Here is a 22766-nt window from a genome sequence, read left to right as displayed (position 1 = left end):
AACTCCTGTGACCTACGGCAGACGACATCAGCGTGGTGCCTGGCTTGGCCTTCTGGCCATGCTGCTGGTGTTCGCCGGTCCCTTATTGTCCCAGTCACTGACGCCCGCTCGACAGGCCGTACCCGCGTGGATGGGCGAACTGGCCTGTGCCACGGATCATCAGCTCTCGACCGAGCAGCCGGCGCAGCCCGGGCACGAGACCGCCTGGGCCAAATGTGGCTACTGCACCCTGTTGTTCAATTCGCCGGCCCTGAGCCCGGCACTGTTGCTGGTCGGTTTTCTGACGAATCCTGTCAGCCCCCGGACCTTTGCGGCCGTCCACCGCGGCCATGCCGCTTCTGCGGTGTTCCCCAATGCGCTGACCCGCGCTCCCCCTGCCGTACTTGCCTGAATAGAACCAATCCGCCCCGCAGCTGGACATGAGCAGCCTGGTCCTGGCGCTGCCGTGGGCTGCACCGCGTACCTGCGTGGCCGCTCATGAGCCACGGGCAGGCGGAGGCACATCCTTATCCGGGAGTACGACAATGGCCAACAACAGGGTCTCCTTCTATAACCTGGCGTGGCGCTGGCATTTCTATGCCGGGCTCTTCGTCATTCCGTTCATGATCATGCTGTCCGTGACCGGCGGCATCTATCTGTTCAAACCGCAGCTGGACAATCTGCTCTACAGCGACCTGATGAGTGTCCAGCCGGGTTCCCAGGCGCTCAGCGCCGATCAGCAACTGGAGCGGCTGCGGCAGGCTTACCCTCACGCTGCCGTCAGCCAGTACCTGCCACCGACGGACGTCGACCGCAGCGCGCAGTTCGTGGCCACGCTGGACGGCCGCAAACAGAATGTCTTCGTCGACCCCTACAGCGGCAAGATCCTGGGTGTTCAGGATGCGGAGAACAACCTCCAGGCCATCTCGCGTTCGTTACACGGCACTTTGCTGATCGGCACCCTGGGTGACCGACTGATCGAGCTGGCGGCGGGTTGGGCGATAGTACTGGTGGTTTCCGGACTTTACCTCTGGTGGCCGCGTGGGCAAGCCGTGCGCGGGGTGTTCTGGCCACGCCTGGCCAGCCGCGGTCGGCTGTTCTGGCGCGATCTGCATGCGGTGACCGGCTTCTGGGGCTCATTGCTGCTGCTGTTCATGCTGCTGACCGGCATGACCTGGACGGGTTACTGGGGCGAGTCCTTCGCCGCCGTCTGGAACCGCTTCCCGGCGGCGATGTGGAACGAGGTGCCGAAGTCCGGCCTGCAGGCTCGCACCCTCAACAGCGCTACCGACCAGACGGTGGCCTGGGCGGTGGAAAACACTCCGCTGCCGGTCTCCGACCCTCATGCCGCGCACAAGGGGCATGTGACCCAGGAAGATGCTCCGTCTGCCAGTCAGGTCAGCCTGCGGCAAGTGGTCGACACCGCTCGCGAGCGCGGCGTGCTGCCTGGCTACAGCATCACCTGGCCAGCCGATGCTACAGGTGTGTTTACCATTGCCGTGTTCGCCAATGATCCGCGCAACGACGCGACCCTGCATATCGACCAGTACAGCGGCCGGGTCCTGGCCGATATCCGCTGGAAGGACTACGGCATTGTGGCCAGAAGCGTGGAAATGGGCGTGGTGCTGCACGAAGGCAAGTTCTTCGGGCTGGCTAACCAGCTGCTGATGTTTGGCGTGTGCCTGCTGATTCTGCTCAGTGCCGCGAGCGGACTGGTGATGTGGTGGAAGCGCCGTCCACAGGGGAGCCTGGGCGTGCCGCCGCTGCGCCATGATCTGCCGTTGTGGAAAACCGCAGTGATGATCATGATCGGCCTCGGCATTGTCTTTCCGCTGGTAGGCATGTCCCTGCTGGCGGTCTGGGCGCTGGACTGGCTGGTGCTGTCGCGCATCGGCGCGAGCAAGGCGATCGCGAGGTAGCTCGTGAATGGAAAGCAGTTGGCGCCCGCTGGGGTCGGCGCCAGTCAATCGAACGAATGGAGTTCCAACATGCGTAAGACATTGCTGGCCCTGGGGGCCTTGCTGAGCTGTTCCGCCACCCTGGCCGCCCATGACTACAACTTTGGCTCGCTGCATATCGAGCATCCCTGGGCCCTGGCGGTACCCGCAGTTTCACCCAACGGCGCTGCCTACCTGGTTATCCACAACAAGGGCGAGCAGGTCGACAAGCTGCTCGGTGCCGATACCGCTCGCGCCGGCAAGACGGAGATCCACGAGCACCTGCACAGGGACGGCATGATGAAGATGCGGCAGGTCCAGGGCGGTGTAGAGATTCCCCCGAGTGGTGAAGTGCGCCTGGAGCAGGGCGGTTACCACCTGATGATGTTCGGCCTCAAGCAGCCGCTGAACGACGGTGACAAGTTCCCCCTGACTCTGCACTTCCAGAAGGCCGGTGACGTGGAAGTGGAAATCCATGTGCAGAAGGAAGCGCCGGCTGCTGCGGCCGAGCACCAGCACTGACGTTATGCCCAGCGCGCGGGCCGAGCGTTTCTGGCCGGACCATTCCTTCTCCTTCTCCTTCTCCCTCCGCTGACGGAGGGAGGAGGTTATCCACAATGGCCGTTCGGTGGCTTGATCTACCAGTAATTACCGCCCCCTCCTAGCTTCCATCCATTGCAAGGAGCACCCGCCGGCGCGGGTATGGCAGAACCGGGGTAGCTGGAACGGCAATTGGCAGATGACCGAGACGGGCAGCATCTAGGTTTTCGGCTGTTTCGGGGGATAACGGTGAGGGCGGAGAGCATGATCAGAAAATGAACAGATTTATGGAGGCCACGCCACATCGGGCTTCCAGCAATGCCCGCACAGCTTGTCCACAGGCGGCTGCACAGATTCTGTGTGCAGCCACTTCGCTATCTTGTTGAAATTGCTCGAAAAACATTCAAAAGCTCGCAGCCCATGGCAGCTGTGGGCCCTAGAGTTCCATGGACAACTTACCCACAGTTCCTTCCACGGAATTTGGGTAGAAAACGGGGAAAGTACCCGGTTGCCTGTGAATAGATCGACGCTCGCTGCATCGCTTGCAGGTTGCGTTTCATTTTGCGATGAGCAACGACGGGTAAATTCTGGACTTGATGGCCACAGGAAATATCAGGCTGCACTGAAGCACAGCACCAAGTTGGCGGGTTATTCACAGTCTTGGCCGCGTATCGCTCCTTTGCTCGAAAAATGATCAGCCGGCTTAAAGCCCCGTACGACAAGGGGGCTAGGCATTCCCTCACAGATTATCCACAGATGGCCTAACAGTTATTGTGCGCAATGTTTGGGCTAACTAGTTGAAATGGAACGAAAAATGATCAAAGTGGTGCAAGCCAAGGCTGGCTTCGGTCGCAGCGATCGAACTACAGCTTATCCACAGTTGCATCCACGGGATTTGGGCAAAACATGAAAAACTTCTCCGTCTTCTGTGAACAGTTCGCCGCTTGCCGCGGGAACTCCAGGTTTGGTTGACCTTTGCGAAGGCCAACAAAGGGCAAAGCCTGGATTTCATGGGCCACAGGAAATGTCAGGCTTCGCTGCCGAACAGCGCATCCTGGCGGCTTATGCACAGTCTTGGCAGCGCATGGTTGGTTTGCTCAAATAATCATCAGTCGGCTTAAGGCCAAGTACGACAAGGGATCTAGGCATTCCCTCACAGATTATCCACAGATACCCCAACAGTTTTTGTGCGCAATGTTTGGGTTAACTACTTGAGCTAGAACGAAAAATGCACAAAGTCCTGCAGGTCACGGCTGGCCTCGATGCCAAGGATTGAACTACAGCTTATCCACAGTTGCATCCACGGGATTTGGGCAAAAGATGGAGAATTTTTCCCTCTCCTGTGAACCGTTCACCGCTGGCCGCATGATTCATAGCTTGGGCTCAGCTTTGCGAGACCCGATAGCCGGTGCCAAGCAGATTCACGGATCATTCGGATTCGTTGAGCCTTGCCCCGACTGCGTGGATATGCACACTCAGGGGCGAGGGCGGCGCAGCTGATCAAAAAACACTCGGATCGCTGAGCGCCATAGACAACAAGGCTTACAGCAATGCCCTCACAGTATATCCACAGCTGCCTGCACAGATTCTGTGCGCAAGGCAGGAGTTATCCCTATGATTTTGTTCGAAAAATGCCCATTCAGTGGAAAGCACCGGCTGGAGTGGCTCCTGGGCATCCATGGACAACTTATCCACAATGCTATCCACGGAATTTGGGGGAGGAGGCGTCGCTACGGCGCTGTTGCTGGGCTGGAGGCTTGGCTTGTTGGTTTTTCCTGCGCTTGGGCCCAATCCGCGGAACACCACTGATCAAAAGATAAGCATGCATTTGGACGTCAGGAATGACGCGGGCTGGAGACCTGGCCTCACAGGTTGTCCACAGGCTGGCGCACAGTATCTGTGCGTAGTGCATCACCCAACTTATTGAAAACGTACAAAAAATAGTCGAGTTCCCAGAGAGCGCGCAGCCTCTGGGCTACAGCGCTTGCTCTACAAGTTACCCACAGCACCATCCACGGGTTTTGGGTACAAGGCGGGAAGTGAGGGCTCAGCTGCCCTCACGCATTTCCTGGTAGCGCTTTTCCAGCTCCTGACGGATCTGGCGGCGCTGCTGGGCCTGGGCGTAGCGGCGTTTCTCGTCGGCGGTAAGTGGCTGCAGGGGCGGCACCTGGGCTGGGCGACGCTCGTCGTCGAGGGCCACCATGGTGAAGAAGCAGCTGTTGGTATGGCGCACCGAGCGTTCGCGGATGTTTTCGGTGACCACCTTGATGCCGATCTCCATCGAGGTATTGCCGGTGTAGTTCACCGATGCGAGAAAGGTGACCAGTTCGCCGACGTGGATCGGCTCGCGAAAGATCACCTGGTCAACCGAAAGTGTCACCACGTAGCGGCCGGCGTAGCGGCTTGCGCAGGCGTAGGCCACTTCATCAAGGTACTTGAGCAGCGTGCCGCCGTGGACATTGCCTGAAAAGTTGGCCATGTCCGGGGTCATTAGCACGGTCATCGACAGCTGGGCGGTTCCGGGTTCCATGATGGCCTCATCAGTCTGGTGGCGGGAACAAGTAGACGCGGCCTGTGCGCTTGGCGCCACAGATGCCGATTCCGCGCAATTCCCTGACCAAATCGCCCGGCGAGGCAGTCGCTGTGGATAACCCTTTGCGTCAGGGTGTTCCTGCCGCCGCGGGGGCGGTGCACGCCGGGCTGTCCTCAGTGAGGTCGCTGGGACTGCAGGCCAAGCCATGGGTACGGCGTAGCTGCGCCAGTTCATCGGCATGCTCGGCGAGGAAGCGGTCGAAAGCTTCCAGGAGCTCCGGGTGTTTCAGGCTGCTGGCATGGAAGGCGGTGCGCGCCAGGGGCAGGTCCGGGTCGAGCACCAGGCGGTCACCGCCCAGGTCGGTCTGCTGCTTGAGGTAATGGCGCAGCACTTCGGGGTTGGCATACAGCGCGTCGATGCGCAGGCGCAGGATCATCCGCACCAGGCTGCCAATATCACTGGCTTCCACCAACTGCACCTGACCATTCTGCAGGCGTTCACGCCAGGCCTCCGGGGTGAAGCCGCGCACGGTACCCAGACGGCGAACGCTGTCGATGCCACGGCCGAGGTGCTCGCGCAGCACCAGGCTGCCGTCGATGATGCGAATGGCCGGGCGGCTGTACTGCATGTGCTGGCTACCCTTGAGCTGGCGCGACCAGTCGGGGTTGTCGGGGAACACCAGCATCAGCCGGTCGGTGGTTTGCAGGTTGCGGTGCAGGCGATTGATCGGCAGCGCTTCGAGTTCCAGTGTCATGCCCTGGCTGCTGGCGAAGCGCTGCAGCAGGGCGATGGCGTAGCCCTCGGCGGGGCGCCCGGGCAGGGCGCGGTAATAGGGCAAGTAATCCTGGCTTTCCAGACCCACGCGCAGTGGCTCGGCCTCACAGGTGCCGAGGATCAACAACAGCAATGCGAGGGTACGCGCCTTCATCGAGCAGGCCTGGATGAGGTTTGAAGTCAGCCTAGCCGATTTCCTCCTGCTTAGGCATGGGTCAGGTACCAGCGCCAGTCCTGCTCACCGACCTCGCCCATGAACTGGCGGTATTCCTCTTGCTTGATGGCCAGGAACACTTTGAGGAAATCCTCGCCCAGGGCTTCTTTTGCCCATTCGGATGACGCCAGCGCACGCAGCGCGGTGAGCCAGTCGGTGGGGAGGAATTCCTTGGCCTGTGCATAACCATTGCCTGTGATGGCTTCCCCTGGGTCCAGTTGCTCGCGGATACCGCGGTGGATGCCGGCGAGGATCGCCGCAGCGGCCAGATAGGGGTTGGCGTCGGCGCCGCAGATGCGGTGTTCGATGTGCCGGCTCTTGGCAGGTCCGCCCGGAACGCGGAACGACACGGTGCGGTTGTTTACGCCCCAGCTCTTGGCCAGCGGAGCATAGCTGTTGGCCTGGAAGCGGCGGAAGGAGTTGGCATTGGGGCAGAAGATCGCCAGCGAGTCGAGCAGGCTGGCCATCATGCCGCCGATCGAGTGGCGCAGCAGTGGTGTTCCGTACGGATCTTCGCTGGCGTAGAGGTTGTTACCCTCAGCATCAGCCAGGCTGACGTGCATGTGTAGACCGCTGCCCGCGAGGTCGCCGAAGGGTTTGGCCATGAAGCAGGCCTGCAGCCCATGCTTGTTGGCTACGCCCTTGACCAGGCGCTTGTAGCGCACGCCCTCGTCGACTGCTTGCAAGGCGTCGAAGCGGTGCTCCAGGGTCAGTTCGAGCTGGCCGGGGGCGTACTCGGAAATTGCGGTGCGCACGGGCAGTCCCTGCACTTCGCACGCGGCATAGAGGTCGTCGAGGAAGGGCTGCAGTTGTTCCAGCTCATACACGCCGTAGACCTGTGGTGCGGCCGGGCGCACGCCGTTCATCTGCACGGCGGGTTGTGGCTGACCGTTGGCGTCACGGTTCTTGTCCAGCAGGTAGAACTCCAGCTCCACGGCCATCACCGGGTGGTAGCCGTCGGCCTTGAGGCGGTCGATGGCTCGCACCAGAACGTGGCGCGGATCGGCCGGGGAGGCCGGCAGACCCTGGGTCGGATGCATGCTGACCTGCAGTTGCCCGGTCGGTGTTGCCCGCCAGGATTGCAGGGTCAGGCTGCCGGGCAGGGGATAAGTCCAGCAGTCGGCGTCGGCCACTTCCCAGACCAGGCCGGTGTCTTCCACGTCTTCGCCACGAATGGTCAGGGCGAGGATGGAGCTGGGCAATGGGCGGCCGTTCTCGTAAATGGCCAGCAGTTCGTCGCGGTGCAGCAGTTTGCCGCGCGGTACGCCGTTGGCGTCGATCAGGATCAGCTCGAAGCTGCGCACTTCGGGGTGTTGGTCGAGGAAGTCGCGGGCTTCCTGGATATTGGCGAATTGCATGGTGATGTCCTTGGTTTTCCCTCTCCCCCTGGGAGAGGGGCGGGGTGAGGGAAGCCGGGCTCCCCTCATCCGCTCTTCGGGCACCTTCTCCCAGAGGGAGAAGGCAGGTTCAAAGTCGGGCGCCGGGGATGGCCAGCAACTCGCTCAGCGCTTCGTCGAGGGTGGTGATCAGCTTGTCCACGTCGGACTCAAGGGTGTCCGGGCAGCACAGGGTCATGTTGTGGAACGGTGTGATCAGGATGCCGCGGTTGATCAGGTAGAGGTGCAGGGCCATCTGCAGTTCGTCATGGAAGGCGGCCTCGGCCTCGGCACCGGTGCGCGGTGATATGGGGCAGAACTGGAATTCGCTGCGCGCGCCCAGTTCGGTCACGGACCATTTCAGGTCGTGCTTGGCAATCAGTCGACGGAAGCCCTCGGCCAGGCGCTTGGCCATTGGCAGCATGTGGTCGTAGGCCGCCTGGGTCATCACCTGCTCGAGGTTGGCGCGCATGCAGTGCATGGCCAGGGCATTGGCCGAAAGGGTGGTGCCCATGCCGCTGTGGCCGTGGCCATGGCTGTCTTCCTGGGCCTTCCTGCGCGAGGCGAGCATCTGCTCAGCCATCTCCGCGCTGCAGCCGAAGATGCCGCAGGGCACACCGCCGGCAATGGGCTTGCCCACCACGAAGAAGTCCGGGTCGAGGTTCCACAGTTTGGTACAGCCGCCGATGTTGGTGGAGATGGTGTGGGTCTCATCGATGATCAGCAGACTGCCGTACTTGCGGGTGAGTTCGCGGCACTTCTGCATGAAGCCCTGATCGGGCAGCACCATGCCGATGTTGGTCATGGCCGGCTCGCAGAGCAGGGCACAGACGTCACCTTGGGCCAACGCGGCTTCCAGCGCCTCGACGTCGTTGAAGGGGATCGAGCGGCTGTACTGGGTCAGGTCATAGGCCTGGCCGACCAGGCCCGAGCGCTGCACGGTCTGGCCGTCGCGGTAGCGCACCATCACGTCGTCCACGGTGCCGTGGTAGCAGCCGTCGAACACCAGCAGGGTCTTGCGCCCGGTGATGGCGCGGGCCCAGCGCAGCACGTAGCGGTTGGAGTCGGTGGCGGTGGCGGTCACCTGCCAATACGGCAGGCCGAAGCGCTCGGCAAGCAACTCACCGCAGACCACGGCGTCCTCGCCCGGCAGCATGGTGGTCAGGCCGTTGTTGGCCTGCTCGGCAATGGCGCGGGCTACGGGGTCCGGCGAGTGGCCGAACATGGTACCGGTGTCGCCCAGGCAGAAGTCGATGTACTCGTGGCCGTCAACGTCATAGAAGCGGGCGCCTTTGGCGCGCTCTACGAACAGCGGGCAAGGGGTGGACCAGTCGGCCATCCAGTGCATCGGTACGCCGGCGTAGAGGGATTTTCGCGCACGTTCGGCGAGGGCGACGGATTTCGGGTTGCGCTCGAGGAAACGGGCGCGCTCGCGGGCGGCGAACGTTTCTACGCTGGATTGGCTGATTCCACTGGCAGTCATGTTGAACACCTCGTTCGAATTTTTGCACATCCTGCATTTGTGATCACAATCATGTCAAGAATTGGCGTAATCACTCAGATCAGTTAGCCTGAGCTCATATTTGTGATCACAAAGAGGTCGAGATGACACAAGCAGTATGGCAGGGCCAGGTGGCCCTGGTGAGCGGAGCGGGCAGTGCGTCGGGGATCGGCATGGCCATTGCCCGGCGCCTGGGTCAGGCTGGTGCGCGGCTCCTGATCACCGCAAGCAGCGCACGGATCGCCGAGCGCGTGGCTGAACTGCGTGCTGAAGGCTTCGAGGTCGAAGGGCGTCCGGCGGACCTGACCGACGAGCAGCAGGTAGGTGAGCTGGTTACCTGGGCCGAATCCGTCTGGGGCCGCGTGGATATCCTGGTGAACAATGCCGGCATGGCCATGCAGGGCAGCCCGGAACCCTTCGCCGAACTCGCCGACATGGATTTCGCGACCTGGAACCTGTCGCTGGCGCGCAACCTCTCCACCGCTTTCCTGCTGACCCGCGCCGTGCTGCCGGGCATGCGTGCGCGTGGTTACGGCCGCATCGTCAACATCAGCTCCACCACCGGCACCCGTGGCAGCAATATCGGCGAGGCTGCGTACAGCGCGGCCAAGGCTGGCATGCTGGGCATGAGTATGGGCCTGGCGCTGGAGGTGGCGCGCCAGGGCATCACTGTGAACAGCGTGGCGCCGGGCTGGATCGGCACAGCTTCCAGTACGGAAGAAGAAATCGAGGCCGCGCGATACACTCCGCTCGGCCGCGCCGGCCGCCCTGAAGAAGTGGCCGCCGCCGTGGCGTTCCTCGCCTCCCCCGAAGCCAGCTACATCACCGGTGAAATGCTGGTAGTGGACGGTGGCAATTGTCTGATCGAAAACAAGGCCCCCTGATATGCGCAACTGCAGCCTGACCCTGAACCAACTGCCGGCACCACCGGCCCTTGCACGGTGATATGCCCATGGCCGAGAACCTGCAGGAACAGCTTTACCAACGACTACGCGAAGGCCTGCTGGCAGGCCAGTTCAAACCCGGCGAACGCTTGAAGATCCGTGATCTCGCGGCCGCCTGGGGGACCAGCCCGATGCCGGTGCGCGCCGCCTTGCAGCGCCTTGTGGCAGAAGGCGCCCTGGAGGGCGAGCCGCAGCGCTCGGTGCGCGTCCCGCCCATGACCCGCGAGCGCTTCACGCAGATATTCCAGGTGCGCATGGCCGTGGAAGGCCTGGCCGTGGAAGCTGCCGCAGCGCGCTTGTCCGCGGCCGAGCTGGAAACGCTGCAGGGCTGCATGAGGCGCATGGACATTGCCATCGAAGGCCGCGATGTACAGGGCTACTTGAATGACAACAGCCTATTCCACATGACTCTTTACCGCGCCTGCGCCAATCCCATCCTGCTGCGCACCATTGAGACGCTGTGGTTGCAGGTCGGGCCCTTCTTCAATCGTCTGTTCACCGAAGCGGACCTGTCGCTGCGCCTGAACGACTTCCACGAGGATGCCTTCAAGGCGCTCCAGGCCGGTGACGGCAAGGCCGCCCGGGCAGCCATCGAGCAGGACCTGAGCTACTTCGGCCAGTTCCTGCTCAACCTTCTCGAACTGGACAATATCCAGGCGCGCAGAAACGGTTGAACTGTATCGGCATATTGCGCCGCCCTGGCGCAGTATCCGCCGATGGTACTCTCCGAAAATTCTTCAGCAGAACATCCATATTTCTGACAAGGGTCCCACTGGAACCAAGCGAGTACTTCGCCTGGGCCTGCTGTGCTGCGTATTGATTCAAGGAGGTCGTTGCCATGCATGCCATCAGTTTCATTCAGGATCTTGCCGTGATCATGCTGGTCGCGGGCATGGTGACCATCCTCTTTCACCGCTTCAAACAACCGGTTGTGCTGGGCTACATCGTCGCTGGGTTCATCATCGGCCCGCACACCCCGCCCTTCGAGCTGATTCATGACGAGGATACGATCAAGATCCTCGCTGAACTCGGGGTGATCTTCCTGATGTTCTGCTTAGGCCTCGAGTTCAGCCTGGGCAAGCTGTTCCAGGTCGGCGCCACGGCGTTCATCGCCGCATTCCTGGAGATCGTCCTGATGATCTGGATTGGTTACCAGATCGGCAGCCATTTCGGTTGGGGCGCCATGGATTGTCTGTTCCTCGGTGCGATCTTGGCGATTTCCTCCACCACCATCATCGTCAAGGCCCTCAGCGACCTGAAGATGAAGAACGAACGCTTCGCGCAACTGATCTTTGGCGTCCTCATCGTTGAAGACATCCTCGGCATCGGCATCATCGCCCTGCTTTCCGGCATCGCCGTCAGTGGCTCCGTGGAGCCGGGGCAGGTCTTTGCCACAGTGGGCAAGCTGAGCCTGTTCATGATCGTCGCGCTGGTCGTTGGCATCCTGCTGGTGCCGCGCCTGCTGGCCTATGTGGCGAAGTTCGAGAGCAACGAGGTGCTGCTGGTGACGGTGCTCGGCCTTTGCTTTGGATTTTGCCTGCTGGTGGTGAAGCTGGAGTACAGCATGGTTCTGGGCGCGTTCCTGATCGGCGCGATCATGGCGGAGTCGCGCCAATTGGCGCAGATAGAGCGGCTGGTGGAGCCGGTGCGCGACATGTTCAGCGCGATCTTCTTCGTGGCCATCGGCCTGCTCATCGACCCCAAGGTCCTGTTGGATTACGCCTGGCCGATCGCCGTGATCACCCTCGCAGTGGTCCTGGGCAAGATGCTCTCGTGCGGGCTGGGCGCCTTCATCGCCGGTAATGATGGACGTACGTCGCTGCGGGTCGGCATGGGGTTGTCACAGATCGGCGAGTTCTCCTTCATCATCGCCGCGCTGGGCATCAGCCTGCAGGTCACCAGTGACTTCCTTTACCCGGTGGCGGTTGCGGTCTCGGCGATCACCACGCTGCTGACACCTTACCTGATTCGGGCGGCGGACCCTCTATCGGTGCGGCTCGCGAATGTGATGCCGCAGCGCCTCGCTCGCGTATTCGGCATGTATGGCGAGTGGTTGCGCAGTATCCAGCCGCAGGGGCAGAGCGCCGTCCTGGCCGGGATGATCCGCAAGATCCTGCTGCAGGTCGGGGTGAACCTGGCTCTGGTGGTGGCGATTTTCCTGGGTGGCGCTTACTTCGCCGATCCCCTTGCCAGTCGGCTGAGCGATTGGGTGGCTTCACCGAACCAGCAGAAGGCTTTGATCTGGGGCTGTGCGCTGCTGTTGTCGCTGCCCTTCCTCATTGCGGCCTATCGCAAGCTGAAGGCGCTCTCGATGCTCCTGGCGGAAATGGGCGTGACGCCGGACAAGGCCGGTCGCCATACCGAGCGGGTGCGCAAGGTGATCGCCGAGGTGATTCCGCTGTTGTCCCTGCTGGGCATCTTGCTGCTGCTGATGGCATTGTCGGCGAGCATCCTGCCGACGCTGGAGCTGCTGGTGATGATTGCGCTGCTGGCTGCGGGTGTCAGTGCCTTGCTCTGGCGCTGGCTGATCCGCGTGCACTCGCGTATGCAGGTCGCTCTGATGGAGACCCTGGAGCAGAGCCAGGATAACCACCATCGGTAAAGGCCAGGCGGGCGGGGCTCAGCTCGTCAGCCAGACGTCGCGAGCCCAGTGCCAGACCGAGTCCCAGCTTTCGTCGGTGAGTTCGCCTTTTTCTCCGGACCAGAGCAGCACTTCGCCTTCGCCGTCGACCACATAGTAATCGCGGCCATCCTGACAGAGCGGCACCAGGTCGCGGGGTACACCCAGATCCCAGGCAACGGCCGCGACCTCGGGCAGATAGGTATGGGACTGCGGATCGGTGGCGGTCACCGGCTCCAGACGACCGTAGACCACATCGCTGACCTTGAGCAGGAACTCGCGCAGCTCGAAGGGCAGGTTGATCAGCAGCTGCTCCTCGATCTCCACCAGCAGTTCCTCGTCCGGCAGCTCCAGGGGAACGGGCACCGTCTCATTGAGTTCGCGCAGCTGTTCGATGACTTCTTCCACGGCAACAGGCCCTCATGGTTTGGGATGCGCTTTATACAGTAGCCGGCGTTCGGGGTGAAACGCACATCGGCACTGCGCAGGCTTAGGCCAGGAGCTGCGGTTGGCGCGCTTTTTCAGCACCAAGCGCTCCAGCCTGGCCTGTTCCTGCTGTCTAAACTTTGAGCACTGAAACAACGTTGCTCAATCAAGCCCGAAAATCTGCTTATCCACAGGAGGTGCATCATGCGAATGGCCGCTACATTGCAGCGCAGCCTGGAGCGTGCGCATTGTCAGTTCGATCTGGTCCCGCACCCGCACTCGGCCACCAGCCTTGAGTCGGCGCGGGTCGCCAACATTCCCGCAGAACGTTTGGCCAAATCGGTCATCCTCGATGACCGCCATGGCCACTTCCTGATGGCAGTAGTGCCTGCCAGCCGCCATCTTGATGTCGGCAAGGTGCGCAAGGACGCCAGGCAATGGCAACTCACCAATGAGGCAACCCTGAGTGGCCTGTTCAAGGACTGCGAACTGGGCGCCGTACCGGCGGTGGGCGAGCCTTATGGGATGAACATGCTGGTGGACCCGACACTGACCCGGCAGAAAGACATCTACATGGAGTCCGGGGATCACGAAAACCTGGTGCACATGCGCATGGACGAGTTCCTCAAGCTGGTGCCCGATGCCGAAGTCTGCGAGCTCTGCCATTAAGGGTGTGAAGCCGCCGCCCGTGCCGGCGCGCTTCTACTTCCGCCGGTCGATTGCCTGCCGCCATTGGCGGCGCGGAAAGCGCATGGCCTCGTAGGGCGAGCCGGACGGCACTCCGCTCTTCAGCGCACTGTCGGGGCCGCCGTTGGGCTAAACGTGGGCTGCGTGTGGGATGGAGATAGCCATAGAAAACCCCCGGGCAAGCCCGTAATGCTGTTCACTTAGGCATTGGCGGCAGCGCATATGAGGAGGGGCGTGATCGGCCTTCGGAGCAGTCTGCCACCTCGTAGCCCGGATGAATCCGGGTGCAGCGGCTGGACTTTTCCCGGATTTCATCCGGGCTACCAATCTGAAGGCCCCGTAGGAGAGATAACTGCCCAACAGAAACAACTTCGTGATGATGTAAAGCCAAAAACGCCGCCCTCCTGCTGAAGGAAAAGCGGCGTTTTTTCTTATGTGAACAGCACTACGGGCAAGCCCGGGGTTTTCGTGAACCGCTGCGCAATCAGTTCTGGCGGATGCCGGCCAGCAGCCAGGGCTGGTTGTCGCCGTGCACACGCTCCATGCGCCAGCTTTCGCTGAAGCCTTCACCCTGGTCGAAGCGGGAAGACTTGGATACGCCGTTGAAGGTCAGGGTGGCGACGGTCTTGTCGCCCAGTTCGTCGATGCCGTCCAGCTGGACCTGCAGGTTGTCGATGTAGGTGGACTGGTAGGCATCACCCAGGCTGGCGCGCTCTTCCTTGAGGAAGCTGAGCATCTGCGGAGTGACGAATTCGGAGATCTTGTCCATCTCGGCCGCATCCCAGTGTTGTTGCAGGGCCATGAAGTGCTCGCGACCGGCTTCGATGAAACGCTGCTCGTTGAACCAGCTCGGGGCATTGAAGGCTGGCGCCGGTTGGGCCGTCGGGGCGGTGCTGCCGAAGATAGGCGCCTGCTGCTGCGGCATTTCACGCTGGAATGGCGCATGACCCGCAACGGCCGGGTGACCTTGCTGCTGGCGCTTGCGAGCGGCGAGGAAGCGGAAAAGCAGGAAGGCGATCAAACCGATGATCAGGAAGTCGAAGATCTGCATGCCTTCGAAGCCGTCGCCCATGAACATGGACGCCAGCAGGCCGCCTGCGGCGATGCCGGCTAGCGGACCGAGCCAACGCGAAGCACCGCTGGCAGCGGCGGGCTGACGGCCAGCGGCCGGCGCGGTGGCGGCATTCGGGGCCTGGGCGGGTTGTGCCTGGCGGGTCTGGTGAGTCGGCGCGGAGCCGAAGGACTTGCCACCGCCCATACGCTTGGCGGCGTTGATATCCAGGCTGAGCGTCAGGCCGACGCAAAGGGCCAGGGCAATACTGAGAAATCGGCGCATCACAGGGCTTCTCTTGGTTATGAATCTACGCGCGCCATGCTGCACAGTCGCGCTGACGATGGCTAGTGGCAGAGTGTTTCGGGATTTTGTCGGACAGGCCCGACGCGGATGTTCATTCGCGCAACAGCAAGGCCAGCGGCCCACAGCGCAGTTGACGGCGGAGCAAGGCGCGCAGGTCGGCATCATCCTCCTGCGGATGGCGCAGCCAGTGAATGAAGGTGCGCAGATAGGCGGTGGTCAGCAGCCCTTCTTCGATGATTCGGCTGAGGTGCAGGGTTTCCCGCCGCGCCGCCTCCCGCCACCACTGCACGGTACGGCTGATACGCAGCACGCCGAGCACCTGCAGGTGGATATGCCCGGGTTCCAGCTTGTAGAGCAGCATCTGCCCGGTCACGGCACGGTGCCCGCCGAGGCTCTTCAGCCAGGCGATAAGCAGTTCCTCCAGGCGTTTCTCCGGGCTCAGGGCCGCCAGGTCACTGGCTTCGCCGCGTACGAGCAGGGCTTTGTCGGCACGGTCGAACCACGCCTCCACCAGGTCGTCCTTTTGCGCGAAGTGCTTGGCGATGGCGTCCAGGCCGACACCGAGATCGTTGGCGACGTCGAACAGGTGCAAGCGTTCCCAACCGCACGTGTCGGCGAGACGCAGGGCGCTGTCGAGTATCTGTTGGGCGCTGGGCGCGCGAGCCATGGCGTTACCTCCGCACCTCAGTATGGCCAAGGTGCGGGAGGTGGCAGGTGCACCTGACGGGCGGCCATGGCGCCTGTCAGGCAAGGTTGTCGGGTATTGCGCTTGATCGGTCCACCAGTGGCATGCGACCAGGCCGTCGCTCGTGAATGTGAAAAGCGACATCCTCCCGACGTGGCTACGAGTTACCGGATCAGAGCGGCTGCAGCTTGGCGTAGGCCAGCATCAGCCACTTGCTGCCTTCGCTTTCGAACTTCACCTGTACGCGGGCCTGGGCGCCGGCGCCCTCGAAATTGAGGATGGTGCCCTCGCCGAACAGCGCGTGCTGCACACGCTGGCCCAGCGAGAACGGCGTTTCCGGAACTTCCGCGCCGGCGAAGATCGAGCCGCTGCGACCGCCCGAACCCATCGGCCGGCTGATGCTGTTGTTCAGGCGCACTTCGCGGATGAACTGCGGCGGCACTTCGCGGACGAAGCGCGAGACCTTGTTGTAGGTCTCGCTGCCATAGAGGCGGCGGGTCTCGGCGTAGGTCATCACCAGGCGCTGCATGGCGCGGGTGACGCCGACATAGGCGAGGCGGCGCTCCTCTTCAAGGCGGCCGGGCTCTTCCAGGCTCATCTTGTGCGGGAACAGGCCCTCTTCCATGCCTACCAGGAACACCAGGGGGAATTCCAGGCCCTTGGCGCTGTGCAGGGTCATCAGCTGCACGCTGTCCTCGAACGCGTCGGCCTGGGTTTCACCAGCTTCCAGCGAGGCGTGGCTGAGGAAGGCCTGCAGCGGGCTGAGCTCTTCGTCGTCTTCGTTGTTCTCGAAGGCACGGGCGGCGCTGACCAGTTCCTCCAGGTTCTCGACCCGGGCCTGGCCTTTCTCGCCTTTCTCGTCCTTGTGGTAGGCGATCAGGCCGCTCTGCTCGATGACGGTCTGGGCCATCAGGTGCAGCGGCATCGAGAGGACTTTGGCGGCGAGGTTCTCGATCAGCTCCATGAAGGCCGCCAGGGCGCTGGAGGCGCGACCGGGCAGGGCCTTGTTGGCGATCATCAGGCGCATCGCTTCCCACATCGAGACTTCATTGACGCGGGCAAACTCGCGGATGCTCTCGACCGTCTTCTCGCCGATACCGCGCGCCGGCACGTTGATCACCCGCTCCAGCGCCGCATCGTTGCCGCGACCGTCGAGCAGGCGCAGGTAGGCCATGGCGTTCTTGATCTCGGCACGCTCGAAGAAACGCTGGCCGCCGTAGATGCGGTAGGGGATCTTTTCCCGCAGCAGCGCTTCCTCCAGCACCCGCGACTGGGCGTTGGAGCGATAGAGAATGGCAATTTCGCTGCGCGCCAGGCCGTCTTTCAGCGCCCTTTCGATGCTTTCCACCACATAGCGCGCTTCATCGTGCTCGTTGAAGGCGGCATAGAGGCCGATCGGCTCGCCGTCTTCGCCTTCGGTCCAGAGCTCCTTGCCGAGGCGGCCCTGGTTGTTGGCGATCAGGGCGTTGGCAGCCTTGAGGATGCTCGCGGTGGAGCGGTAGTTCTGCTCCAGGCGGATGACCTCGGCATCGGCGAAGTCGCTGGAGAACTGCTGGATGTTTTCGATCCGCGCGCCGCGCCAGCCGTAGATGGACTGGTCGTCGTCGCCCACCACCATCAGGCTTTCGCCATTGCGGGCGAGCAGTCGCAGCCAGGCGTACTGCACGGCGTTGGTGTCCTGGAACTCGTCCACCAGCACATGGCGGAAGCGCCGCTGATAGTGCTCCAGCAGGCTCGGACGGTCGCGCCACAGGTCCAGGGCGCGCAGCAGCAGCTCGGAGAAGTCGATCACGCCGGCGCGGGCGCAGGCGGCCTCGTAGGCCTCGTAGATTTTCAGCATGGTGCCGAGGAACAGGTCACCGCCGGCCTGGATGTGTTGCGGGCGGATGCCCTCGTCCTTCTGCCCGTTGATGAACCACTGGGCCTGGCGTGCAGGCCAGCGCTGTTCGTCGAGGCCCAGTTCGCGGATCACCCGTTTCACCAGGCGTTGCTGGTCGTCGCCATCGAGGATCTGGAAGTTTTCGGCCAGCCCGGCTTCCTGCCAATGGGCGCGCAACAAGCGGTGTGCCAGGCCGTGGAAGGTACCGACCCACATGCCAGCCGGGTTGATGCCCAGCAGTTGCTCGATGCGCTGGCGCATTTCCGCGGCAGCCTTGTTGGTGAAGGTCACCGACAAGATCGAGTGCGGCGAGGCCTGCTCCACCTGGATCAGCCAGGCGATGCGGTGCACCAGCACGCGGGTTTTGCCGGAACCGGCGCCGGCAAGCACCAGTTGACGTCCAAGCGGGGCCGCTACGGCCTGGCGTTGGGCATCGTTGAGGGAGTTCAGGAGTAGGGAGAGATCGTCGCGCATCGCGGCATTTTAGGGACAGGGGGTGCGGGAGGGCAAACCGACGACTGGACGGTCAGCCGGACGGTCGCAGATTAGAGCAGCCGAGACTCGCCGAAAGTTGGACAGCAACCGAGCCAAACCTCGCACATAAAGCTTTGGCTGACCGATTCGCTCGGGTAAGCTCCGGGCCTCGCTTAGGCAGATCCAATACAAAAAAAGCGCCTATGACCGTTATGCCAATGCTGTCCAATCCGCTCCCTGCGTACGCCGACACTCGTGACATCCGTCAGCAGTTCGCCACGGACATCGCTGCCGAACGCACACGCCTGCTTTACCAGGGTTCGCAGGTGCCGACCCTGTTCATGCTGCTCAACGGCCTGGTCTGTGCCTATCTCCTGTGGCAGCCCGGTAACCGCCTGCTGCTGGGCGGTTGGCTCGCCTGGCTGGTGTTGCTGGCGGTGCTGCGCCTGACCCAGGTGGCGGCGTTCAAGGACGCATTGCCGTCGCTGCAGGCCGGCCCTTACTGGCGACGCACCTTCCTGCTGGGGGCCGGTGCTTCCGGCCTGACCCTGGCCTTTGCTGCCGTCGCCCTGGTGCCGCCCGATGCCTTCCTGCAGCAGGCGGTGGTCTATGGGCTGATCGCCGCCGCCATCCTCTCCGCCAGTGTCGCCTATGCCGTCAGCCTCTCGGCCTTCCTGACCTTTGCCCTGCCATGCCTGGTGCCTTCAATCGGCTACCTGCTGCTCAGCGATGCGCCACTGCAGCAGGGCTGGGGCCTGCTCGGGCTGATCCTGCTTATTGCCCTGATGGTGGTGGCTCTCCAGGTCAATCGGCTGGTGCTGCGCAGCCTGCTGCAGCGTTTTCAGAACCAGGCGCTGATTCTCAACCTGGAGCATGCCAAGACCCGCGCCGAAGGCCTGAACGAAGAGCTGGCGCGGGAAGTGGAGCAACGCCGCCGGGTTGAACGCGAGTTGCGTAGCACCCAGGCCGAGCTGGAGATGCGGGTTGCGCAGCGCACCCTGGAGCTGGCCGATACCAGCCATGCCCTGAGCAAGAGCGAGGCGCGCCTGGCGCTTGCCCTGGAAGCCAGCGAACTGGGCCTGTGGGACTGGAACCTGGAAACCGACGAGGTGCACCACTCGCAACTGCAGGAGATCTTCGGTATTCAGCAGGAGGACGTTACCCGGGTCCTCAGCGACCTCAAGCCGCGTCTGCATCCCGACGATCTGCCGCTATTGCGCCGGGCCTTGGTCGAGCACCTCAAAGGCCGTACCGACGGCTACTCCATCGATTACCGGGTGCGCCACAGCGACGGCCGCTGGGTGTGGCTCGAGGACCGCGGGCGGGGGGTCGAGCGCGACGCCGAGGGTCGCGTGCTGCGCATGCTCGGCACCCGCCGTGACATCACTGCGCGCAAGGCGCGCGAAGAAGAGCAGCGCCTGGCTGCCACGGTATTCGAGGCGGCCAGCGAAGGCATCGTCATTCTCGATCCGGAGTACCGGTTGATTCAGGTGAACCAGGCCTTCAGCGAGCTCACTGGATATTGTCAGGATGAAGTGCAGGGCCAGAGCGTGGCCAGGCTGATTGGCAGCCGCGAGGCTCGTCGCCAGTATCTGCAGGTTCGCCAGGAACTGGAGGAGACCGGCAGCTGGCGCGGCGAGCTGATGGACGCCCGCAAGAACGGCGAACTTTACCCTCAATGGCTGCAGCTGAATGTGGTGCGAGATTCGCGGGGCAACGTCAGCCATATCGTGGGCTTCTTCGCCGATCTGACCGCACGCCGCGAGGCGGAAGAACGCCTGCGCTACCTCTCCAGCTATGACGAGCTGACCGGGCTCGCCAACCGCACCCTGTTCAAGGATCGCCTGCTGGAAGCCAGCCAGCGTTCACGCCAGAGCGGGCGCAGCCTGGCCCTGCTGCACATCGACCTTGACCGTTTCAAGGTGCTCAACGACAGCCTCGGCCATGATGTGGCCGACCAGTTGCTGCGCCAGGTCAGCCGCCGCCTGACCCAAGCGGTGCCCGAAGCCGACACCATTGCGCGGATATCCGGTGACGAGTTCGCCGTGCTGCTGGATGCCTATGGCAGCCTCTCCAGCCTGGCGCGGCAAGCCAGTCGCTTGCTTGGCAAGCTGCGCATGCCGATGACCGTGGGTGGCCATGAGTTGGTGATCAGCGGCTCGCTGGGCATCAGCCTGCTGCCGGACAATGCCCGCGACATTTCCGCCCTGATCAGCCAAGCCAACATGGCCATGCAACATGCCAAGCACCTGGGCGGCAATACCTTCCAGTTCTTCACCGACAACCTCCAGGCCTGCACCCTGGAGCGCCTGCAACTGGAAAACCAGCTGCGCAAGGCCATCGAGGAAGGTCAGTTGGAGGTCTTCTACCAACCCAAGCTGAACCTCGCTGACAACGGCCTGAACGCCGCCGAGGCGCTGGTGCGCTGGCGTCATCCACAACAGGGTCTGGTGCCGCCGGGGGACTTCATCGGCCTGGCCGAGGAAACCGGGCTGATCGCCCCCATCGGCGAGTTCGTGCTGCGCCAGGCTTGTCAGCAGGCACGCGAGTGGCAGCGCCAGGGGCTGGCGGACATCCGCGTCTCGGTGAACCTGTCGATGCACCAACTGCGCCAGGGCAACCTCACCAGCCTGGTGCGCGAGGTGCTGGAGGAGAACGGCCTGCCGGCGCGTCTGCTGGAACTAGAGCTGACCGAAAGCCACCTGCTGGAGAATGTGGAAAACGTCATCGCCACCTTCCACCAGCTACGCCAGTTGGGGGTGAAGCTGGCCATCGATGATTTCGGCACCGGCTACTCGTCACTCAGCTACCTCAAGCGCTTCCCGGTGGACTACGTGAAGATCGACCAGACCTTCATCCGCGACCTCTCTGTGGGCAGCGAGGACGCGGCGATCACCCGCGCCATCATCGCCATGGCCCATAGCCTTGACCTCAAGGTGGTGGCCGAGGGTGTCGAGAGCCAGGAACAGCTCAACTTCCTCAGGAGCCAGAGTTGCGACGAGATCCAGGGGTACCTGATCAGCCCTCCGGTGGAGGCACCGCAATTTGCGCGACTGGTCAGGGAGCAGGCCACGGCCCCCTGGCGCTGAGGGCCCGCAGATGCACGGGCCCAGCGTAGGGAGGATGGCGCTTTTCACATCCAGCAGCGGCGCTCGGCCGGGCAACCGTGGTGGCTCGATCAAGCGTGACCGGCCCTACCGGGCCACCTGTGGCGTGCGGCTGTTGCCACTGCCGAAGTAGCGCAGCAGCAAGCCATGATCCAGGTCCATACCGACCGGTTGCGGCAGGTAGAGGGTATGGCCGTCTCCCGGTGCGACCACCTGGCGTTCGCCAAAGCGGTTTTCCAGGGCGTCCAGGCGGAAGTCCAGGTTGCCGGCCGGGGTCATCAGCTGCAGCCGGTCGCCGACCGCAAATCGGTTTTTCACCCGCACTTCTGCCAAGCCGTGGCGGGATGCCCCAGTGAGCTCACCAACGAACTGCTGGCGTTCCGACAGGGAATAGCCGTGCTCGTAGTTCTGGTATTCGTCGTGCACGTGGCGGCGCAGGAATCCTTCGGTGTAGCCACGGTTGGCCAGGGACTCGAGGTCTTCCATGAGGCTTCGGTCGAACGGGCGACCCGCGACGGCATCGTCGATGGCCTTGCGGTAGGCCTGGGCCGTGCGCGCGACATAGAAATGCGACTTGGTACGGCCTTCGATTTTCAGCGAGTGCACACCCATGCGCATCAGCCGTTCGACGTGGTGCACGGCACGCAGGTCCTTGGAGTTCATGATGTAAGTGCCGTGCTCGTCTTCCCAGGCGGCCATCAGCTCGCCGGGTCGGTTGGCTTCCTCCAGCAGGAACAGGCGCTCGCTGGGCGTGCCGCAGCCCAGGGTCGGCTGTGTGGTGGGAACCAGTTCGCCGTGCTCGTCCTGCACGGCCGGCTGCGCGCTGTACTGCCAGCGGCAGGCATTGGTGCAAGTGCCTTGATTGGGGTCGCGATGGTTGAGGTAGCCGGACAGCAGGCAGCGTCCGGAGTAGGCCATGCACAGCGCGCCATGGACGAACACCTCCAACTCCATGCCGGGGACCTGCTGGCGGATTTCGCCGATTTCATCCAGCGACAGCTCACGAGAGAGGATCACCCGCGTCAGGCCCTGGCGACGCCAGAACTCGACGCTGGCCCAGTTGACTGCGTTGGCCTGCACTGAAAGGTGGACCGGCATCTGCGGGAAGTGCTCGCGAACCAGCATGATCAGGCCCGGATCAGACATGATCAGCGCATCCGGCCCCATCGCCACCACCGGCTCCAGATCCTTGAGGAAGGTGCGCAGCTTGGCGTTGTGCGGTGCGATGTTCACTACCACGTAGAAGCGCTTGCCCTGCGCGTGGGCCTCGGCGATGCCCAAGGCCAGGTTGGCATGGTCGAACTCGTTGTTGCGAACCCGCAGGCTGTAACGCGGCTGGCCCGCATACACGGCGTCGGCGCCATAGGCGAAGGCGTAGCGCATGGCTTTCAGGGAGCCGGCGGGGGAGAGCAGTTCGGGGGCTTGGAGGCTGTGCATGGCGGGGCTCGGCGGAACGCAAAGCCGCGGATTCTAGGGAGAACCGCTCGGGCCGTTATTGCTCCAGAGCAATTCCAGGTGAGCTTCGCCTGTAGGAGCGGGCTTGCTCGCGAAGGGGGGATTCGCTTTCGCGAGCAAGCTCGCTCCTACAACATCCAGGTCTCGGTCTCTGCTACGTCCGCTCAACCGATTCTGCGATCCAGATTGGCCGTGCGAGGGCGGTATTGAACCGGCGCAATGCCCGTAGGAGCCAGCTGGCCGGCGAAGGGGGGCGTCAGGCTTTCACGAGCAAGCTC

General features: G+C 62.9%; 17 protein-coding genes. 8 read left to right on the top strand and 9 right to left on the bottom strand.

Annotation, left to right across the window (positions count from 1 at the left end; translation table 11 throughout):
* Window positions 1-7 precede the first annotated feature (7 nt).
* From J7302_RS14200 to J7302_RS14190, 3 genes are all read left to right on the top strand, one after another.
* On the top strand, window positions 8-391 hold the full coding sequence (locus J7302_RS14200) for a DUF2946 domain-containing protein (RefSeq protein WP_215375599.1): 384 nt from the start codon (window positions 8-10) through the stop codon (window positions 389-391).
* 133 nt (window positions 392-524) lie between these two features.
* Window positions 525-1898, top strand: coding sequence for a PepSY-associated TM helix domain-containing protein (locus tag J7302_RS14195; protein ID WP_215375596.1), 1374 nt, complete (start codon window positions 525-527; stop codon window positions 1896-1898).
* 69 nt (window positions 1899-1967) lie between these two features.
* Window positions 1968-2438, top strand: coding sequence for a copper chaperone PCu(A)C (locus J7302_RS14190; RefSeq protein ID WP_215375592.1), 471 nt, complete (start codon window positions 1968-1970; stop codon window positions 2436-2438).
* Window positions 2439-4503: 2065 nt separating this feature from the next.
* Here J7302_RS14190 and J7302_RS14185 read toward each other — a convergent pair.
* The 4 genes from J7302_RS14185 to J7302_RS14170 form a co-directional block, all read right to left on the bottom strand.
* The gene (locus tag J7302_RS14185; RefSeq protein WP_215375589.1) at window positions 4504-4986 is read right to left on the bottom strand and encodes an acyl-CoA thioesterase; all 483 of its coding nucleotides are present in this window, start codon (window positions 4984-4986) and stop codon (window positions 4504-4506) included.
* 130 nt (window positions 4987-5116) lie between these two features.
* Window positions 5117-5917 carry a substrate-binding periplasmic protein gene (locus J7302_RS14180; protein WP_215375586.1) on the bottom strand — a complete coding sequence of 267 codons (801 nt, stop codon included), beginning with the start codon at window positions 5915-5917 and terminating at the stop codon, window positions 5117-5119.
* A 50-nt stretch (window positions 5918-5967) separates the two neighbouring features.
* Window positions 5968-7335, bottom strand: coding sequence for a glutamine synthetase family protein (locus J7302_RS14175; RefSeq protein ID WP_215375583.1), 1368 nt, complete (start codon window positions 7333-7335; stop codon window positions 5968-5970).
* A gap of 109 nt (window positions 7336-7444) precedes the next feature.
* The gene (locus tag J7302_RS14170; RefSeq protein ID WP_215375580.1) at window positions 7445-8836 is read right to left on the bottom strand and encodes an aspartate aminotransferase family protein; all 1392 of its coding nucleotides are present in this window, start codon (window positions 8834-8836) and stop codon (window positions 7445-7447) included.
* 122 nt (window positions 8837-8958) lie between these two features.
* Between J7302_RS14170 and J7302_RS14165 the strand changes: the two genes are divergently transcribed.
* The 3 genes from J7302_RS14165 (at window position 8959) to J7302_RS14155 (ending at window position 12400) form a co-directional block, all read left to right on the top strand.
* Entirely contained in the window at window positions 8959-9738 is a 780-nt protein-coding gene (locus J7302_RS14165) for an SDR family NAD(P)-dependent oxidoreductase (RefSeq protein WP_215375577.1), read from the top strand.
* 68 nt (window positions 9739-9806) lie between these two features.
* Window positions 9807-10472 (top strand): GntR family transcriptional regulator, encoded by a 666-nt coding sequence (locus J7302_RS14160; protein ID WP_215375574.1) that lies wholly within the window; start codon window positions 9807-9809, stop codon window positions 10470-10472.
* 164 nt (window positions 10473-10636) lie between these two features.
* Window positions 10637-12400 (top strand): cation:proton antiporter, encoded by a 1764-nt coding sequence (locus J7302_RS14155; RefSeq protein WP_215375571.1) that lies wholly within the window; start codon window positions 10637-10639, stop codon window positions 12398-12400.
* Window positions 12401-12418: 18 nt separating this feature from the next.
* Here the strand turns inward: J7302_RS14155 and J7302_RS14150 are convergent, their stop codons facing one another.
* Window positions 12419-12826, bottom strand: coding sequence for an SMI1/KNR4 family protein (locus J7302_RS14150; RefSeq protein WP_215375568.1), 408 nt, complete (start codon window positions 12824-12826; stop codon window positions 12419-12421).
* A gap of 222 nt (window positions 12827-13048) precedes the next feature.
* Between J7302_RS14150 and J7302_RS14145 the strand changes: the two genes are divergently transcribed.
* Window positions 13049-13513: an aminoacyl-tRNA deacylase gene (locus tag J7302_RS14145; protein ID WP_215375565.1), complete on the top strand. Its 465-nt coding sequence runs from the start codon at window positions 13049-13051 to the stop codon at window positions 13511-13513.
* 502 nt (window positions 13514-14015) lie between these two features.
* Here the strand turns inward: J7302_RS14145 and J7302_RS14140 are convergent.
* From J7302_RS14140 to uvrD, 3 genes are all read right to left on the bottom strand, one after another.
* Complete coding sequence (locus tag J7302_RS14140) at window positions 14016-14867, bottom strand: Tim44 domain-containing protein (protein ID WP_215375562.1); 852 nt, start codon at window positions 14865-14867, stop codon at window positions 14016-14018.
* A 112-nt stretch (window positions 14868-14979) separates the two neighbouring features.
* Window positions 14980-15555 carry a TetR/AcrR family transcriptional regulator gene (locus J7302_RS14135; RefSeq protein ID WP_215375559.1) on the bottom strand — a complete coding sequence of 192 codons (576 nt, stop codon included), beginning with the start codon at window positions 15553-15555 and terminating at the stop codon, window positions 14980-14982.
* A gap of 190 nt (window positions 15556-15745) precedes the next feature.
* Window positions 15746-17926, bottom strand: a complete 2181-nt coding sequence (gene uvrD, locus J7302_RS14130; RefSeq protein WP_215375556.1) for a DNA helicase II — start codon at window positions 17924-17926, stop codon at window positions 15746-15748.
* A 212-nt stretch (window positions 17927-18138) separates the two neighbouring features.
* Here uvrD and J7302_RS14125 point away from each other — a divergent pair, with 212 nt between their 5' ends.
* A complete protein-coding gene (locus J7302_RS14125) occupies window positions 18139-21015 on the top strand; it encodes a GGDEF domain-containing phosphodiesterase (RefSeq protein ID WP_251702083.1) in 2877 nt (958 codons plus the stop codon).
* 105 nt (window positions 21016-21120) lie between these two features.
* On the opposite strand, the gene trhP is transcribed toward J7302_RS14125, so the two are convergent.
* The gene (trhP, locus tag J7302_RS14120) at window positions 21121-22470 is read right to left on the bottom strand and encodes a prephenate-dependent tRNA uridine(34) hydroxylase TrhP (RefSeq protein WP_215375550.1); all 1350 of its coding nucleotides are present in this window, start codon (window positions 22468-22470) and stop codon (window positions 21121-21123) included.
* Window positions 22471-22766: the final 296 nt, after the last annotated feature.

This window comes from Metapseudomonas boanensis (assembly GCF_018704125.1).
Taxonomy (GTDB): Bacteria; Pseudomonadota; Gammaproteobacteria; order Pseudomonadales; family Pseudomonadaceae; genus Metapseudomonas; species Metapseudomonas boanensis.
Note: the sequence above shows the minus strand (reverse complement) of the source record. Positions and strands in the feature narration are given on the sequence as shown.

Bases quoted from the DNA above. Each gene is read 5' to 3' on its own strand.
- J7302_RS14195 (WP_215375596.1), top strand. From the start codon at position 525: ATGGCCAACAACAGGGTCTCCTTCTATAACCTGGCGTGGCGCTGGCAT.
- J7302_RS14190 (WP_215375592.1), top strand. From the start codon at position 1,968: ATGCGTAAGACATTGCTGGCCCTGGGGGCCTTGCTGAGCTGTTCCGCC.
- J7302_RS14185 (WP_215375589.1), bottom strand. From the start codon at position 4,986: ATGGAACCCGGAACCGCCCAGCTGTCGATGACCGTGCTAATGACCCCG.
- J7302_RS14180 (WP_215375586.1), bottom strand. From the start codon at position 5,917: ATGAAGGCGCGTACCCTCGCATTGCTGTTGTTGATCCTCGGCACCTGT.
- J7302_RS14175 (WP_215375583.1), bottom strand. From the start codon at position 7,335: ATGCAATTCGCCAATATCCAGGAAGCCCGCGACTTCCTCGACCAACAC.
- J7302_RS14170 (WP_215375580.1), bottom strand. From the start codon at position 8,836: ATGACTGCCAGTGGAATCAGCCAATCCAGCGTAGAAACGTTCGCCGCC.
- J7302_RS14165 (WP_215375577.1), top strand. From the start codon at position 8,959: ATGACACAAGCAGTATGGCAGGGCCAGGTGGCCCTGGTGAGCGGAGCG.
- J7302_RS14160 (WP_215375574.1), top strand. From the start codon at position 9,807: ATGGCCGAGAACCTGCAGGAACAGCTTTACCAACGACTACGCGAAGGC.
- J7302_RS14155 (WP_215375571.1), top strand. From the start codon at position 10,637: ATGCATGCCATCAGTTTCATTCAGGATCTTGCCGTGATCATGCTGGTC.
- J7302_RS14145 (WP_215375565.1), top strand. From the start codon at position 13,049: ATGCGAATGGCCGCTACATTGCAGCGCAGCCTGGAGCGTGCGCATTGT.
- J7302_RS14140 (WP_215375562.1), bottom strand. From the start codon at position 14,867: ATGCGCCGATTTCTCAGTATTGCCCTGGCCCTTTGCGTCGGCCTGACG.
- J7302_RS14135 (WP_215375559.1), bottom strand. From the start codon at position 15,555: ATGGCTCGCGCGCCCAGCGCCCAACAGATACTCGACAGCGCCCTGCGT.
- uvrD (WP_215375556.1), bottom strand. From the start codon at position 17,926: ATGCGCGACGATCTCTCCCTACTCCTGAACTCCCTCAACGATGCCCAA.
- J7302_RS14125 (WP_251702083.1), top strand. From the start codon at position 18,139: ATGCCAATGCTGTCCAATCCGCTCCCTGCGTACGCCGACACTCGTGAC.
- trhP (WP_215375550.1), bottom strand. From the start codon at position 22,470: ATGCACAGCCTCCAAGCCCCCGAACTGCTCTCCCCCGCCGGCTCCCTG.